Raw genomic sequence first — 14375 nt, 5'->3', positions numbered from 1 at the left:
AGGTTGAATTGCAGCCGCTGCGCCAAAGCAGGGCTCAATAGGAGAGAACACAAATGGGTAAGATCATTGGTATCGACTTGGGTACCACCAATAGCTGCGTAGCGATCCTGGAAGGCAACACGCCGAAGGTCATCGAGAACGCCGAAGGCACGCGTACCACCCCGTCGATCATCGCCTACATGGAAGATGGCGAGATCCTGGTCGGCGCGCCGGCCAAGCGCCAGGCTGTCACGAACCCGCGCAACACGCTGTACGCCGTGAAGCGCCTGATCGGCCGCAAGTTCGAAGAAAAGGAAGTGCAGAAGGACATCGGCCTGATGCCCTACGCTATCGTCAAGGCCGACAACGGCGACGCATGGGTGGGCGCGCGCGACCAGAAGCTGGCCCCGCCGCAGGTGTCCGCCGAAGTGCTGCGCAAGATGAAGAAGACCGCCGAGGACTACCTGGGCGAGCCGGTGACCGAAGCCGTGATCACCGTGCCGGCTTACTTCAACGACTCGCAGCGCCAGGCGACCAAGGACGCCGGCCGCATCGCGGGCCTGGACGTCAAGCGCATCATCAACGAGCCGACCGCCGCCGCGCTGGCGTTCGGCATGGACAAGAACGAGAAGGGCGACCGCAAGATCGCCGTGTATGACCTCGGCGGCGGCACGTTCGACATCTCGATCATCGAGATCGCGGACGTGGACGGCGAGAAGCAGTTCGAAGTGCTGTCGACCAACGGCGACACCTTCCTCGGTGGCGAGGACTTCGACCAGCGCATCATCGACTACATCATCGGCGAGTTCAAGAAGGACCAGGGCGTCGACCTGTCCAAGGACGTGCTGGCGCTGCAACGCCTGAAGGAAGCCGCTGAAAAGGCCAAGATCGAGCTGTCCAGCTCGCAGCAGACCGAGATCAACCTGCCGTACATCACGGCGGATGCCTCGGGCCCGAAGCACTTGAACCTGAAGATCACGCGCGCCAAGCTGGAAGCGCTGGTGGAAGACCTGATCAAGCGCACGATCGACCCGTGCCGCACCGCCATCAAGGATGCGGGCGTCAAGGTGGGCGACATCGACGACGTGATCCTGGTCGGCGGCATGACCCGCATGCCCAAGGTGCAGGAGCAGGTGCGCGAGTTCTTCGGCAAGGAAGCCCGCAAGGACGTGAACCCGGACGAAGCCGTGGCCGTGGGTGCCGCGATCCAGGGCTCGGTGCTGTCGGGCGACCGTACCGACGTGCTGCTGCTGGACGTGACGCCGCTGTCGCTGGGCATCGAGACGCTGGGCGGCGTGATGACCAAGATGATCAGCAAGAACACGACCATCCCGACCAAGCACGCACAGGTCTTCTCGACGGCTGACGACAACCAGCCGGCGGTGACGATCAAGGTGTTCCAGGGCGAGCGCGAGATGGCCAGCGGCAACAAGCTGCTGGGCGAGTTCAACCTGGAAGGCATTCCGCCGTCGCCGCGTGGCACGCCGCAGATCGAGGTCTCGTTCGACATCGACGCCAACGGCATCCTGCACGTGGGCGCCAAGGACAAGGCCACCGGCAAGGAAAACCGCATCACCATCAAGGCGAACTCGGGTCTGTCGGAAGACGAGATCCAGCGCATGGTGAAGGACGCCGAGGCCAACGCCGAGGAAGACAAGCGCGCCCGTGAGCTGGCCGATGCCCGCAACCAGGCTGATGCGCTGATCCACTCGACGCGCAAGGCCGTGGCCGAGCATGGCGACAAGCTGGAAGCCGGCGAGAAGGAAAAGATCGAAGTCGCGGTCAAGGAACTGGAAGACGCCGCACGCGGCGGCGACAAGGCCGAGATCGAGTCCAAGATCAACGCGCTGTCCGAAGCGAGCCAGAAGCTGGGCGAGAAGGTCTACGCCGACATGCAGGCCAAGGCCGGTGAAGCCGGCGCCGGCGGTGCGGCCGGTGCCGCAGGCGGCCAGCAGCAGTCCCAGGCGCAGCCGCAGGACGATAACGTCGTGGACGCCGAGTTCAAGGAAGTGAACGACAAGAAGTAAGCGGGACCAGCGGGAGTGGCGCAGGTGCAGTTGGCGCCACTCCCGCCCCGACGCCGAGCGTTGGTGTTCAGACACAGGGTGAGAAACCATGGTCGAACACCTCGCTCGGCTTTTTTGCTATTCGCCCAGCCGGTGATTTCATGCCGGACAGGCCAATCAGGTAAGAGCCACCATGGCAAAACGTGACTATTACGAAGTGCTCGGGGTAGGCAAGAACGCGAGCGACGACGAGATCAAGAAGGCTTATCGCAAGCTCGCGATGAAGTACCACCCGGACCGCAATCCGGACAGCAAGGAAGCGGAAGATAAGTTCAAGGAGGGCAAGGAAGCGTACGAGATGCTTTCCGACCCCGAGAAGAAGGCCGCCTACGACCAGTATGGCCACGCCGGCGTGGACCCCAATATGGCCGGCGGCTTCGGCGGCGGCCAGGGCTACGGCGGGTTTGCCGAGGCCTTCGGCGACATCTTCGGCGACATCTTCGGCCAGCAGGGCGGACAGCGGCGCGGCAACGGCCCGCAAGCCTACCGGGGCGCCGACCTGCGCTACAGCATGGAAATCTCGCTGGAGCAGGCGGCCCATGGCCACGAGGCGCAGATCCGCGTGCCCCACTGGGAAGACTGCGAGCACTGCCACGGCAACGGCGCCGAGCCGGGATCGTCGGTGGAAACCTGCCCGACCTGTAACGGCGTGGGCCAGGTGCGTGTGTCGCAAGGCTTCTTCACCATGCAGCAGACCTGCCCGAAGTGCCACGGCAGCGGCAAGTTCATCCCCAAGCCGTGCGTGAAGTGCCATGGCCAAGGCAAGCTGAAGTCGCAGAAGACGCTGGAAGTGAAGATTCCGGCCGGTATCGACGAAGGCATGCGCATCCGCTCGTCGGGCAATGGCGAGCCGGGCATCAACGGCGGCCCCCCGGGCGACCTATATGTGGAAGTGCACATCAAGGCACACGAGGTATTCGAGCGTGACGGCGATGACCTGCACTGCCAGATGCCGATCTCCTTCGCCACGGCGGCGCTGGGCGGCGAACTGGAAGTGCCGACGCTGGGCGGCCGCGCCAGCTTCCCGGTGCCCGAGGGCACGCAGGGCGGCAAGACGTTCCGGCTGCGCGGCAAGGGCATCAAGGGCGTGCGCTCGGGCTATCCCGGCGACCTCTACGTCCATGTGAACGTGGAAACGCCGGTCAAGCTGACCGAGGCCCAGAAGGACATGTTGCGCGAGTTCGACCGCTCGGTGCACGAGGGCGGCTCGCGCCACAGCCCGCAGGAGCAGTCCTGGCTGGACAAGGTGAAGAGCTTCTTCAGCTAAATCGCCGGATTGCCCGGCAGGCAGGACGATGAAACCGGCCACGTGACCAGCGTGGCCGGTTTTTTCATGCCCGGCGCGGCGATAATGCGGCATTGATGCACCCTGCCGAGTTGCCGTGGTTCCGCCGTCCCCCGCCCCCTCCAGCGCCAGTTTCGACCCCTTCGTCCTGCTTGACGATGCCGCCGCCGCACCCGGCGTGGCGGCGTCGCGCCTCTATACGGGGTTTGTCCGGGCCGATGTGCTGCCCGCCGGCACCGATCCCGCCACGCTGGACGCGCTGCTGGCCGCCGGCTGGCGCCACGGGCTGCAGGCCACGCTGTTCGCACCGTACGAGTTCGGCGGGGCGCTTGTCGGGGCGCCGGTCCATTGCGGCAATGCGCTGCCGTTCCATGACGGCGCGCTGCACCTGCTCTGGTTCCGGGACATGGCCCGGCTCGACGGCGACGCCGTAGGAGCATGGCTGGCCGCCCGAGCAGAATCCGCCCCGGCCGGCGCGATGGACGTGCGCGCCGAGCCGCCGCACGCCGCCTACGCAGACGCCATCGCACGCATCCACGCCTATATCGAGGCCGGCGATACCTATCAGGTGAATTTCACGCAGCGGCTCCGTTTCTCCGCCTTCGGCGACCCGGTAACGTTCTACGCCGCGCTGCGGGCCGCGCAGCCGGTGCCGTTCGGCGTGCTGGCCTGGCTGCCCGGCGACGGCTGGGTGCTGTCGCTGTCGCCCGAGCTGTTTGTCGAGCATGACGGCGCCGGGCATCTGGTGACCCGGCCGATGAAGGGCACCGCGCCGCGCAGCGGGGACGCCGGGCAGGACGCCCGCGCCGCGCGCCGGCTGGCCGCCGACGCCAAGAACCGGGCCGAGAACGTGATGATCGTCGACCTGCTGCGCAACGACCTGGGCCGCATCGCCCAGCCCGGCAGCGTGGCCGTGCCCGACCGCTTCGTGGTGCAGCCGTTCGGGCGGGTGCTCCAGATGACTTCCACCGTGACCGCCACGGCGCGGCCCGGCACCGCCTTCGGCGCGTTGATGGCGGCGCTGTTCCCGTGCGGCTCGATCACGGGCGCGCCCAAGCGGCGGACCATGCAGATCATCGCCGAACTGGAAACCACGCCGCGCGGCCTCTACACGGGCGCCATCGGCTGGCTCGATGCGCCGGCAGACGACCAACCCTGCGGCGCTTTCGGCATGTCCGTGGCGATCCGCACGCTGGTGCTGGGGCCGCAGGGCGACGACGGCCTGCGCCGGGGGGAGATGGGGGTGGGCGGCGGCATCGTCCATGACAGCGTGGCCGCCGACGAGTTCGCGGAATGCGGCTGGAAGGCGCGCTTCCTGACCGCGCACGATCCCGGCTTCACGCTGTTCGAGACCATGCACGCATGCGATGGCGTGGTGCTGCACCGCGAGCGCCATCTGGCGCGGCTGGCGCAATCCACGGCAGTGTTTGGCTTCGCATTCGACCAACCGGCGGCGCGGGCGGCCATGCAGGCCGAGGCGGGACGGCTGGGCGACGGCGACTGGCGGCTGCGCATGGCCGTCGACAAGGCCGGCGCGCTGGTCTTCGCGAGCGGTCCGCTGGCGCCGCGCGCCGAGCCGGTGGCGCTGCTCGACCTGTCGCCCACGCGCCTGCCGGTAGCCGACCCGATGCGCCGCTACAAGTCCAGTGCCCGCGCCGCGTTCGATGCCGGCTGGCAGGCGGCCGAGCGCGAGGGCGGCTTCGACGCGCTGTTCTTCAACACGCGTGACGAGTTGCTCGAAGGCGGGCGCAGTTCGGTGTTCGTGAAGGTGGGCGGGCGCTGGCTGACGCCGCCGCTGTCGGCGGACATCCTGCCGGGCGTGATGCGGGCGGTGGTACTCGAAGGGGGCGATGCGCTGATCGACGGCCCGATCGAACAGGCCGTGGTCACGCATGACATGGTGCGGCGCGCCGAGGCCATCGTCATCGCCAACGCGCTGCGCGGGACGATGCGGGCGCGGCTGCGCTGAGCGGCTGGGGTTTCTAGAGGGCAGGCATTTCACCCGCTATCGATGCCTGGTATCCAACTGCCCGTCTCCCAGCTTCCACCTGACCACCCCGGGCAGGTTGATCAGTTCCCGGTCGTGGCAGACCATCACCACGGAGCGGCCCTCCGCCGCCAGTTCCCCGATCAGCGCAATCACCTGCTCGCGCGCGTGGCCGTCGAGATTGGAGGTGGGTTCGTCGAGCAGCAGCAGTTCCGGCTCCAGCACCTTGGCCCGCGCCAGCGCCACGCGCTGGACTTCGCCGCCGGACAGCTTCTCCGGCGCGGTGTCCTGCACATGGACGATGCCGGCCCAGCCCAGCGCCGCGCCCACGCGCCGCTCGATCTCGTCGTGCGCCACGCCCCGGGCGCGCAGGCCATAGGCGATGTTGTCGCGCACCGAGGTGCGGAACAGGTAGGGATGCTGGTGCATGTAGGCCACGCGCTGGCGCAGCGCGGGCGGCAGCGGCGTCAGCGGCGCCTCGCGGCGCGTGCCGCCTTCGTCCTCCCACGCCACGGTGGCGCCCGGCGCCGGCTCCAGCCCGGCCACCATCCGCAGCAGGGTGGACTTGCCCGCGCCGTTGACGCCGGTCAGCGCTACGGCGGTGGCGCGCGGGAACACCAGTTCGGGGATGGCGAACAGCTGGCGAGACCCGACGCGGCGCACCAGGCCCCGCACCGTCAGCAGTGGCGACAAGGCAGGGGTGGTCATCGCCGGAACCCTCCCGCGCCTTGCAGCCAGGCGAGCATGACGTTGACAGCCAGCGCCAGCGCCACCAGCACGATGCCGAGCGCGATGCCCTGCGCGAACTCGCCCTTGCTGGTCTCCAGTGCGATGGCCGTGGTGATGGTGCGCGTGGAGCCTTCGATATTGCCGCCGATCATCAGCGCCGAGCCCACTTCGGCAATCACGCGCCCGAAGCCGGCCACCACGGCCGCCATCAGGCCGAAGCGGAGTTCGCGCAGCACGGTGAAGAAGGTGCGCCAACGGCCGGCGCCGAGCACCCAGGCGGTCTCGCGCAGGCGTGGGTCCGCCGCCTGCATGGCCGCGAGCGAGAACGCCAGCACCACGGGAAAGCCGATCACGGCCTGCCCGAAAACCATGCCGGACGGGGTGAACAGCAGGGAGAAGCTACCCAGCGGCCCCTGCCGCGTGAACAGCAGATAGAGCACCAGGCCGACCAGCACCGTCGGGAAGGACAGGAAGGCCTGCGCCAGCACCACCACCACGCGCCGGCCGGGAAAGGCATGGGTGGCGATCAGGTAGGCGGCGCCGATGGCCGGCACGGTGGCCAGCGCCAGGCCGAGCACCGCCACCATCAGCGAGGTCCAGACGATGAACCATAGCGCGCCGTCCCCGCTGCCCAGCAGGCGGAAAGCGTCCAGCGTGGCCGTGCCGATCTCCACGTGGGCGCGCTCAGGCGGAGAACGTGTGCTCGACGGCCGGGAAGCTGCCATCCTTCACGGCGGCGACGAAAGCGCGCACGGCGGCCTCGATCGAGGTCTGGCCGTCCATGAAGTTGCGCACGAACTTGGCCTTGCGGCCCGGATAGATATTGAGCATGTCCTGCAGCACCAGCACCTGGCCGGAACAGTCCACGCCGGCGCCGATGCCGATGGTCGGAATCGTCAGCTGTGCCGTGACCTCGCCAGCCAGCGCGGCCGGCACGGCTTCCATGACGATCAGCTGCGCACCGGCGGCCTGCAGCGCCAGCGCGTCACGCTTGAGCTGCGCGGCGCCGGCATCGGTCTTGCCCTGCACCTTGAAGCCGCCCAGCGCGTGCACCGACTGCGGGGTCAGGCCGATGTGGGCGCACACCGGAATGCTGCGCTCGACCAGGAATTTCACGGTGGGGGCGAGCCAGTCGCCGCCTTCCAGCTTCACCATCTGCGCGCCCGCGCGCATCAGCGCGGTGGCGCTCTCGAAGGCCTGCGTGGGCGTGCCGTAGGTGCCGAACGGCAGGTCCGATACCAGCAGCGCGGTCTGGTTGCCGCGCGCCGCGCATTCGGTGTGATAGACCATGTGCTGCAGCGTGACGGGCAGCGTGGTCTGCTGGCCCTGCATCACGTTGCCGAGCGAATCGCCGACGAGGATCACTTCCACGCCGCAGAAATCGAGCAGCGCGGCGAAGCTCGAGTCGTAGGCGGTCAGCATGACGATCTTGTCATCTGCGGCGCGCATGGCCTGGAGCTTGGGAATGGTGACGGTCTTGCGGGAGGGGTCGAGGAGGTAACTCATGGCAGTGCCCGTGGGGGTGTGTGGCTGCCTGGGCCTGAGGCGGGCAGGGCGGTCAGGGGGCCGCGAGATTCAGGAAGGCCTTGCGGCCCCGCATGTTCTCGATGCGCGACAGTAGTGTACGGAAATCGCCGTCGTTGTCCACCGGATTGAAGCGCGCGGTGTCCACGATCAGGACCGGCGCCTCGTCGTAGCGGTGGAACAGCTCGCCATAGGCGTCGGTCAGCCGCTGGAGGTAGGTTTCGTCGATGCCGGACTCGCCCGGCAGCCCGCGCCGCGCAATCCGCTCGCGCAGCAGCGACGGCGTGGCCTGGAGCACGATGACCAGGTCCACGCGCTGGGCCGGCACCTGGAGCCGGGCGGCCAGCGCGTCGTAGAGCGCGAGTTCGTCGGCTTCGAGCGTCAGGGCCGCATAGAGGCGGTCACGTGCATAGAGGAAATTGCCGATCATGCGCTGGCCGGCGAGCAGCGCGGCCTGCCATTGCTGGCTCTGGGTGGCGCGCTGGTCCAGGCAGTGCAGCTGCATCGGCAGGGCATAGCGCTGCGGCTCGCGGTAGAAGCGTTCGAGGAAGGGGTTCTGGCGGGCGCCGTCAGGCAGTTCGCCGGCCTGGAGCGTGCGGGCCAGGCGCTGCGCCAGCGAGGTCTTGCCGGAGCCGACGGGCCCTTCGACGACGATGCGGCGCAGATGGTCGAGCATGGCTCGTGGGGTGCCGATGGATCAGGCGTGGATCACGCCTGCGTGCCGCCTTCCTGCAGGCGGGGGCATTTGCATGAGGAAAACTTCTCGATGCGCTGGTCGCGTACGCCGGGCAGGAAGTCCGCCGCGCGGCCCCGGCCCGGGATGACGACCTCGCCATCCAGCTCCACCAGCGGCACCAGCACGAAGGCGCGCTCGGTGATACGCGGATGCGGCACGGTCAGCGCCTCGGAGTCGATCCGGTCGGCGCCGAACAGCAGCAGGTCGAGGTCCAGCGTGCGCGGCGCGTTGTGAAACGGGCGCTCGCGGCCGAACTGGTCCTCGATGTGGTGGCAGATGCGCAACAGCTGCGGCGCGGTGAAGGACGTCTCCACCTTCACCACGGCGTTGAAGTAGTCGTCGCCGCTGGCGTCGACGGGTGCGGTGCGGTAGAACGAGGACTTGGCCAATACCGTGATGCCGACCTGCTGGGCCAGGCACACGATCGCGTCCTTCAATGCCTGGCGGGCATCGCCGAGATTGGCGCCGATGCCGATAAAGGCAAGTGTCATGTTATTCCTCCGGCTGGGCGCGGCCGGACTCTGATGCGGCCTGACCCCCCTCCGCCGCGTCCGTGTCGCCCCGCGAAGAAACTTTATCCGATTTCCGCGGACCGCGCCGACGACGCTTCTTGCGCACCGGGCCCTCGCCATCGACCCCCGCGAAGCCCTCGCTGTCGTCGGGACCCTGGCTGCCGCCACCGGCGGCGCCCGCGCTACCCTTGCCACGCTTCGGGCGGGCGGCCTCGATCATGTCCTCGCGGGCATCGGGCGGCGCGTTCTGGAAGTCGGTCCACCACTGGCCGATTTCGGCCGGCTGTTCGCCCGATTCGCAGCGCAGTTGCAGGAAGTCATAGCCGGCGCGGAAGCGCGGCGATTCCAGCAGGCGGAACGGCATGCGGCCCACGCGCTTCTCGAAGCGCGGCTGCATGCCCCAGATGTCGCGCATGTCGGTGACAAAGCGGCGCTGGATGGCCAGTTGGCCGGTCTGCTTCTCCAGCACCATGTCCATGGCCGTGTTGAGCGCAGCAATCGCGTGCTCGCCCTCGTCGCGCAGCTTGTTCCAGCGTTGCAGCACGTGGTGCCACAGCAGCGCGGCGAACAGAAAGCCGGGCGACACCGGCTTGCCGGCCTGCACGCGGCGGTCGGTGTTGTCGAGCGCCAGCTGCACGAAGCGCTGGCCCATCGGCTGCTCCAGCGCCACGTCCAGCAGCGGCAGCAGGCCCTTGTGCAGGCCGGCCTTGCGCAGCTCCTGCAGCGAGGCCCAGGCGTGCCCGGACATCAGCAGCTTCAGCATTTCGTCGAACAGGCGCGCGCTCGGCACGTTGTGGATCAGCGGGGCCAGTTCGGCGATCGGCTCGCGCGTGGCCTCGTCGATCGAAAAACCGGTCTTGGCCGCGAAGCGCACCACGCGCAGCATGCGCACCGGGTCTTCGCGGTAGCGCGTGACCGGGTCGCCGATCATCCGCAGCGTGCGCGCGCGGATGTCTTCCATGCCGTGATGGTAGTCATGCACGGTCTGGGCGGCCGGGTCGTAGTACATCGCGTTGATCGTGAAGTCGCGGCGCTCGGCGTCCTCGGCCTGGGAGCCCCAGACGTTGTCGCGCAGTACGCGGCCGCTGGCGTCGATCGCGTGCGTCTTGCTGTCCAGCTCGGCGCGCTTCAGGCGGCGGCCTTCGGGCAGCGTCTCGCTGGCAATCGCGTCCACCAGCGCGCGGAAGGTCGAGACCTCGATGATCTCCTGCTCGCGGCCGCCGTAGAACGTCACGTGCACGATCTGGAAGCGCCGGCCGATGATGCGCGAGCGGCGGAACAGCGCCTGCACCTCGTCGGGCGTGGCGTTGGTGGCCACATCGAAGTCCTTCGGCTTGATGCCGAGCAGCACGTCACGCACGGCGCCGCCCACGATGAAGGCCTGGAAACCGGCCTGCTGGAGGGTGGTGGTGACCTTGACGGCGTTGCGCGAAATCAGCGTGGGATCGATCTGGTGTTCGTCCACATTGACGATGCGCTGCGTATGGGCGCGCCCGGTGCGGCGCAGCTTGGGGCCAGGCTTGCCGAGCAGCCGGTTGATGAGCTTCTTGATCACGTCAGAACAGGTCCATGATGCGCCAGCCGGCCGCGGCCGCATGGTGGCGCAGGCGGTCGTCGGGATTGGCGGCGATCGGCTCGCTGACCTTTTCCAGCAGGGGCAGGTCGTTGGCGGAATCGCTGTAGAACGTCGTGGTGCCGAAGTCTTCCCACTGGGTGCCGAGGCCCTTGAGCCACTGCTCCACGCGGGCGATCTTGCCCTCGCGGAAACTCGGCACGCCGAAGACCTCGCCGGTGAACGCGCTGTCCGGCTTGCCGTCGGACGTGGCCGGCTCGGTCGCGATCAGATGCTTGATGCCGAAGGCCTGGGCGATCGGCGCGGTCACGAAGCTGTTGGTAGCCGTCACCACCGCGCACAGGTCGCCCGCCTCCAGGTGCTTGTAGACCAGCGCCTTGGCCTGCGGGGTGATGACGGGGTCGATCACCTCGCGCATGAAGCGCTGGCGCCAGGCGTCCAGCCGGTCGCGCGGATTGGCGGCCAGCGGGGCCAGCGCGAAGCGCAGGAACGCCTGGATATCCAGGGTGCCCGCCTTGTATTGCCCATAGAACTCGTCGTTCTTGCGACGATAGGATTCCTCGTCGACAACGCCCATGCGGACCAGGAAGCGGCCCCATTCGTGGTCGCTGTCGGTGGGGATCAGGGTGTGGTCGAGGTCAAACAGTGCCAGATTCATGGGCGGCGATTTTACATTAAGGTACGCATGGCGGTCGGCGCGCCGTGGCGCGCCAGGACCAATTTGGAGCGGATTTCGTGCCAGCTTCGGCGCGGATTCGCGGTTTATTCGCGGAATTCCGCAAACATCTCGCGCAGCAGCGGCAGGGTGACCGCGCGCTTGCGCTCGAGCGAATAGGTGTCCAGCGCGTCCAGCAGGGCCATCAGGCTGGGCATGTCGCGGTAATGCCGCGTCACCAGCCAGTGGGGGATTTCCGGCGACAACTGCAACCCACGCTCGCGCGCGGCCTGCAGCAGGGCGGCCATCTTGTCGTCATCGGACAGCGACGCCACCTGGTAGACCAGCCCCCAGCCAAGCCGGGTGCGCAGGTCTTCACGTACCGGCATGGCACGCGGCGCCAGGCCGCCCGCCACCACCAGCGCGGTGCGCACGTGGGCGCGCACCTCGTTATACAGCGAAAACACGGCGATCTGTCGCGCTTCGTCGAGCAATTCCACGTCATCGACGGTGTAGAGCCGGCAGGACGGGTCGAAATTGAAGTCGGCCAGCGCGTGGTGCGGGCTCAGGTAGCGGCAGTTCAGGCCGGTATGGAGCGCCGCGTCGCACACCGCGTGCAGCAGGTGGGTGCGCCCCGAGCCGACCTCGCCCCACAGGTAGATCAGCCGGTCGTTGGCGTGTTCCTGGGCGATAGCGGCCGGCAGCTCACGCAGGCGCTGCACCGGCTCGCGGTTCGAAGCCACGAAAAAGTTCTCGAACGTGGACGGCGGGGGGCTGCCGAGCTCGAGCGAAAGCTGCTTATGACGCGAAGACATGACGTTTTCGTAACTTCCTACCTCGGTTCCATCAGTTTCTGTGGGCTTCGATCAGTTGCGGTACAGCTCGCTAGCCATATAAACGCGCCGGATCTGCCGCGCGCCGACCAGCAGCACCGCACAGGTCGGCAGGGCCAGCAGCACGCCGAAGAAGCCAAACAACTGGCCAAATGCCAGCAGCGCGAAGATCACCACCAGCGGGTGCAGCCCGATGCGCTCGCCCACCAGCCGCGGCGTCAGGTAAAAGCTTTCCACGAACTGCCCGATGCCGTATACCACGGCCACGGCGCCCAGCCCGTACCAGTTGCCGAATTGCAGCAGCGCCGCCACGATCGCCAGCGCCAGCCCCAGCCCGAAACCAATGTACGGGATGAACACCGCCAGCCCGGTGAACACGCCCACCGGCACGCCCACCTCGAATCCGGCGATGGTCAGCCCGATCGAATAAAGTGCAGCAAGGATCACCATAACGATAATCTGCCCGCGCAGGTACTGGGAAAGTAGCGCATCAGTCTCATTCGACAGCTCGCGCACCTTCGGCACCCAGCGGCGCGGCACCAGCCGCTCGATCCGCCGCATGACCATATGCCAGTCCATCATCAGGTAATACATGACGATGGGGATGATGAACAGCATGCCAGCCACGCTGATCAGGGCCGAGCCGGACACCTTCGCATAATTCAGCAGCACCTGGAACAGGTCTTCCGGGCTGGCCGCGAAGCGGTCCTGCAGCATATTGCGCAGGCCGGGGAAGTCAAAGCGCACGCGCACCCCCAGTTCTGCCAGGCGGGGTGCCACCACATTGTTGAGCTTTTGCAACAGCATCGGCACCTGCTCGCGGATCTGCGGGATCTCGCGCTGGAGCACGGCAATCAGCAACAGCACCAGCAGCACCACGATGATCGTCAGCAGGCCGATCATCAGCGTCACGCCGATAAAGCGCGGCACGCGGCGGCGCTGGAGCCAGTCCACGCCCGGCGTGAGAATGTACGCAAAAATGAACGCGAACAGGAAGGGCGTGAGCACCGGCGCCAGCGCCACGATGGCGGCGAACAGGCCGGCGGCCACGACCACCCAGATCAGGATACGTTTGGAGTCTGGCGAGAGCAGGGGAGCGTTCATCGAAAGGGTCCGGAAACCGCCGGGCGGGCAACTTTGGCCGGTCTGGTGACCGGGTGTCGCCGCGAAACTGGTAGCCGGGAGCCTGTATCCGTTAAAATCGCGATTCTAACGGACTCGCGCCCGCCCTCCGTGGCGCCGGGCGCCGTAATCCACACTTTACCTCGTCAAAGACAAGCAGGATCTCATGAGCGCATCCCAGAACGCCGGCCAGGCAGGCCTTTCCTACCGCGATGCCGGTGTTGACATCGACGCCGGCGACGCGCTGGTAGACCGCATCAAGCCGTTCGCCAAGCGCACCATGCGTGAAGGCGTGATGGCCGGTATCGGCGGATTCGGCGCGCTGTTCGAACTCTCGAAGAAGTTCCAGGAGCCGGTGCTGGTATCCGGCACGGACGGCGTGGGCACCAAGCTCAAGCTGGCATTCCAGCTGAACCGCCACGACACCGTGGGCCAGGATCTGGTGGCGATGAGCGTCAACGACATCCTGGTGCAGGGCGCCGAGCCGCTGTTCTTCCTCGACTACTTCGCCTGCGGCAAGCTGGACGTGGACACGGCTGCCACTGTGATCCAGGGTATCGCCCACGGCTGCGAACTGGCCGGCTGCGCGCTGATCGGCGGCGAGACCGCCGAGATGCCGAGCATGTACCCGGACGGCGAGTACGACCTGGCCGGCTTCGCGGTGGGCGCCGTGGAAAAGCGCAAGATCATCGACGGCAGCACGATCATCCCGGGCGACGTGGTGCTGGGCCTGGCCTCGTCGGGCGCGCATTCGAACGGTTACTCGCTGGTGCGCAAGATCATCGACGTGGCGAAGCCGGACCTGAACGCCGACTTCCACGGCCAGCGCCTGCAGGACGCCATCATGGCGCCGACGCGCATCTACGTGAAGCCGCTGCTCTCGCTGATCGAGACGCTGCCGGTCAAGGGCATGGCCCACATCACCGGTGGCGGCCTGACCGAGAACGTGCCGCGCGTGCTGGCCGACAACGTCACCGCCGTGATCCAGAAGGATGCCTGGACCCTGCCGCCGCTGTTCCAGTGGCTCCAGGAGCAGGGCCGCGTGGCCGATGCGGAAATGCACCGCGTGTTCAACTGCGGCATCGGCATGGTCGTGATCGTGGCGAAGGAAGACGCCGAACGCGCCATCCGTCACCTCCAGGCGGCTGGCGAAGCCGTGTGGCAGATCGGCGAAATCCGCGAACGCGAGGAAGGCCAGGCCCAGACCGTGGTGGTCTGAGCGCGGTCCGATCCTTCGCAGGATGGCAAAACGCCCGATGGCAATGAACTGACCCCCAGAAGTTGGACGGTTGATGGCTAGGCCGGAAAGGGCTGAGTCCTGTATTGCACGGGACTCAGCCCTTTTAGTTTGAGCTTGATGCGGTCATGATTGTA

General features: G+C 67.4%; 14 protein-coding genes. 4 read left to right on the top strand and 10 right to left on the bottom strand.

The genetic code is table 11. From position 1 onward, the window contains the following. Positions 1 to 53 precede the first annotated feature (53 nt). The 3 genes from dnaK (at position 54) to KHO18_RS20515 (ending at position 5299) form a co-directional block, all read left to right on the top strand. Complete coding sequence (gene dnaK, locus KHO18_RS20525; RefSeq protein WP_144202460.1) at positions 54 to 2006, top strand: molecular chaperone DnaK; 1953 nt, start codon at positions 54 to 56, stop codon at positions 2004 to 2006. Between the two features lie 172 nt (positions 2007 to 2178). After that, positions 2179 to 3312: a molecular chaperone DnaJ gene (dnaJ, locus tag KHO18_RS20520; RefSeq protein ID WP_211943780.1), complete on the top strand. Its 1134-nt coding sequence runs from the start codon at positions 2179 to 2181 to the stop codon at positions 3310 to 3312. Positions 3313 to 3427: 115 nt separating this feature from the next. Next, positions 3428 to 5299: a chorismate-binding protein gene (locus KHO18_RS20515; RefSeq protein ID WP_211943779.1), complete on the top strand. Its 1872-nt coding sequence runs from the start codon at positions 3428 to 3430 to the stop codon at positions 5297 to 5299. Between the two features lie 36 nt (positions 5300 to 5335). On the opposite strand, the gene KHO18_RS20510 is transcribed toward KHO18_RS20515, so the two are convergent. From KHO18_RS20510 to KHO18_RS20470, 9 genes are all read right to left on the bottom strand, one after another. Further along, entirely contained in the window at positions 5336 to 6025 is a 690-nt protein-coding gene (locus tag KHO18_RS20510; protein WP_144202453.1) for an energy-coupling factor ABC transporter ATP-binding protein, read from the bottom strand. Further along, positions 6022 to 6720 carry an ABC transporter permease gene (locus tag KHO18_RS20505; protein WP_144202451.1) on the bottom strand — a complete coding sequence of 233 codons (699 nt, stop codon included), beginning with the start codon at positions 6718 to 6720 and terminating at the stop codon, positions 6022 to 6024. Before KHO18_RS20505 ends, KHO18_RS20510 begins: the two co-directional genes overlap by 4 nt. A gap of 10 nt (positions 6721 to 6730) precedes the next feature. Then, complete coding sequence (gene panB, locus KHO18_RS20500; protein ID WP_144202449.1) at positions 6731 to 7552, bottom strand: 3-methyl-2-oxobutanoate hydroxymethyltransferase; 822 nt, start codon at positions 7550 to 7552, stop codon at positions 6731 to 6733. A gap of 52 nt (positions 7553 to 7604) precedes the next feature. Continuing rightward, positions 7605 to 8246 (bottom strand): deoxynucleoside kinase, encoded by a 642-nt coding sequence (locus tag KHO18_RS20495; RefSeq protein ID WP_144202447.1) that lies wholly within the window; start codon positions 8244 to 8246, stop codon positions 7605 to 7607. Between the two features lie 32 nt (positions 8247 to 8278). Next, positions 8279 to 8797 (bottom strand): 2-amino-4-hydroxy-6-hydroxymethyldihydropteridine diphosphokinase, encoded by a 519-nt coding sequence (gene folK, locus KHO18_RS20490; RefSeq protein WP_144202445.1) that lies wholly within the window; start codon positions 8795 to 8797, stop codon positions 8279 to 8281. Position 8798: 1 nt separating this feature from the next. Next, a complete protein-coding gene (gene pcnB / locus KHO18_RS20485) occupies positions 8799 to 10373 on the bottom strand; it encodes a polynucleotide adenylyltransferase PcnB (RefSeq protein ID WP_144202443.1) in 1575 nt (524 codons plus the stop codon). 1 nt (position 10374) lies between these two features. Next, the gene (locus tag KHO18_RS20480; protein ID WP_144202441.1) at positions 10375 to 11049 is read right to left on the bottom strand and encodes a histidinol-phosphatase; all 675 of its coding nucleotides are present in this window, start codon (positions 11047 to 11049) and stop codon (positions 10375 to 10377) included. Positions 11050 to 11153: 104 nt separating this feature from the next. Further along, a complete protein-coding gene (gene hda, locus KHO18_RS20475; RefSeq protein WP_092298957.1) occupies positions 11154 to 11861 on the bottom strand; it encodes a DnaA regulatory inactivator Hda in 708 nt (235 codons plus the stop codon). 51 nt (positions 11862 to 11912) lie between these two features. Beyond that, the gene (locus tag KHO18_RS20470; protein WP_144202439.1) at positions 11913 to 12983 is read right to left on the bottom strand and encodes an AI-2E family transporter; all 1071 of its coding nucleotides are present in this window, start codon (positions 12981 to 12983) and stop codon (positions 11913 to 11915) included. A gap of 184 nt (positions 12984 to 13167) precedes the next feature. Here KHO18_RS20470 and purM point away from each other — a divergent pair, with 184 nt between their 5' ends. Beyond that, a complete protein-coding gene (gene purM, locus KHO18_RS20465) occupies positions 13168 to 14220 on the top strand; it encodes a phosphoribosylformylglycinamidine cyclo-ligase (RefSeq protein ID WP_092298963.1) in 1053 nt (350 codons plus the stop codon). Positions 14221 to 14297: 77 nt separating this feature from the next. On the opposite strand, the gene KHO18_RS20460 is transcribed toward purM, so the two are convergent. Continuing rightward, on the bottom strand, positions 14298 to 14375 hold a 78-nt coding region (locus KHO18_RS20460), incomplete at its 5' end, for an IS3 family transposase (RefSeq protein ID WP_211943783.1).

This window comes from Cupriavidus campinensis (assembly GCF_905397395.1).
GTDB lineage: Bacteria > Pseudomonadota > Gammaproteobacteria > Burkholderiales > Burkholderiaceae > Cupriavidus > Cupriavidus campinensis.
The sequence above is the reverse complement of the archived record's forward strand: the minus strand, read 5'-3'. Positions and strand labels throughout refer to the sequence as shown.

Bases quoted from the DNA above. Each gene is read 5' to 3' on its own strand.
- dnaK (WP_144202460.1), top strand. From the start codon at position 54: ATGGGTAAGATCATTGGTATCGACTTGGGTACCACCAATAGCTGCGTA.
- dnaJ (WP_211943780.1), top strand. From the start codon at position 2,179: ATGGCAAAACGTGACTATTACGAAGTGCTCGGGGTAGGCAAGAACGCG.
- KHO18_RS20510 (WP_144202453.1), bottom strand. From the start codon at position 6,025: ATGACCACCCCTGCCTTGTCGCCACTGCTGACGGTGCGGGGCCTGGTG.
- panB (WP_144202449.1), bottom strand. From the start codon at position 7,552: ATGAGTTACCTCCTCGACCCCTCCCGCAAGACCGTCACCATTCCCAAG.
- KHO18_RS20495 (WP_144202447.1), bottom strand. From the start codon at position 8,246: ATGCTCGACCATCTGCGCCGCATCGTCGTCGAAGGGCCCGTCGGCTCC.
- folK (WP_144202445.1), bottom strand. From the start codon at position 8,797: ATGACACTTGCCTTTATCGGCATCGGCGCCAATCTCGGCGATGCCCGC.
- KHO18_RS20480 (WP_144202441.1), bottom strand. From the start codon at position 11,049: ATGAATCTGGCACTGTTTGACCTCGACCACACCCTGATCCCCACCGAC.
- hda (WP_092298957.1), bottom strand. From the start codon at position 11,861: ATGTCTTCGCGTCATAAGCAGCTTTCGCTCGAGCTCGGCAGCCCCCCG.
- KHO18_RS20470 (WP_144202439.1), bottom strand. From the start codon at position 12,983: ATGAACGCTCCCCTGCTCTCGCCAGACTCCAAACGTATCCTGATCTGG.
- purM (WP_092298963.1), top strand. From the start codon at position 13,168: ATGAGCGCATCCCAGAACGCCGGCCAGGCAGGCCTTTCCTACCGCGAT.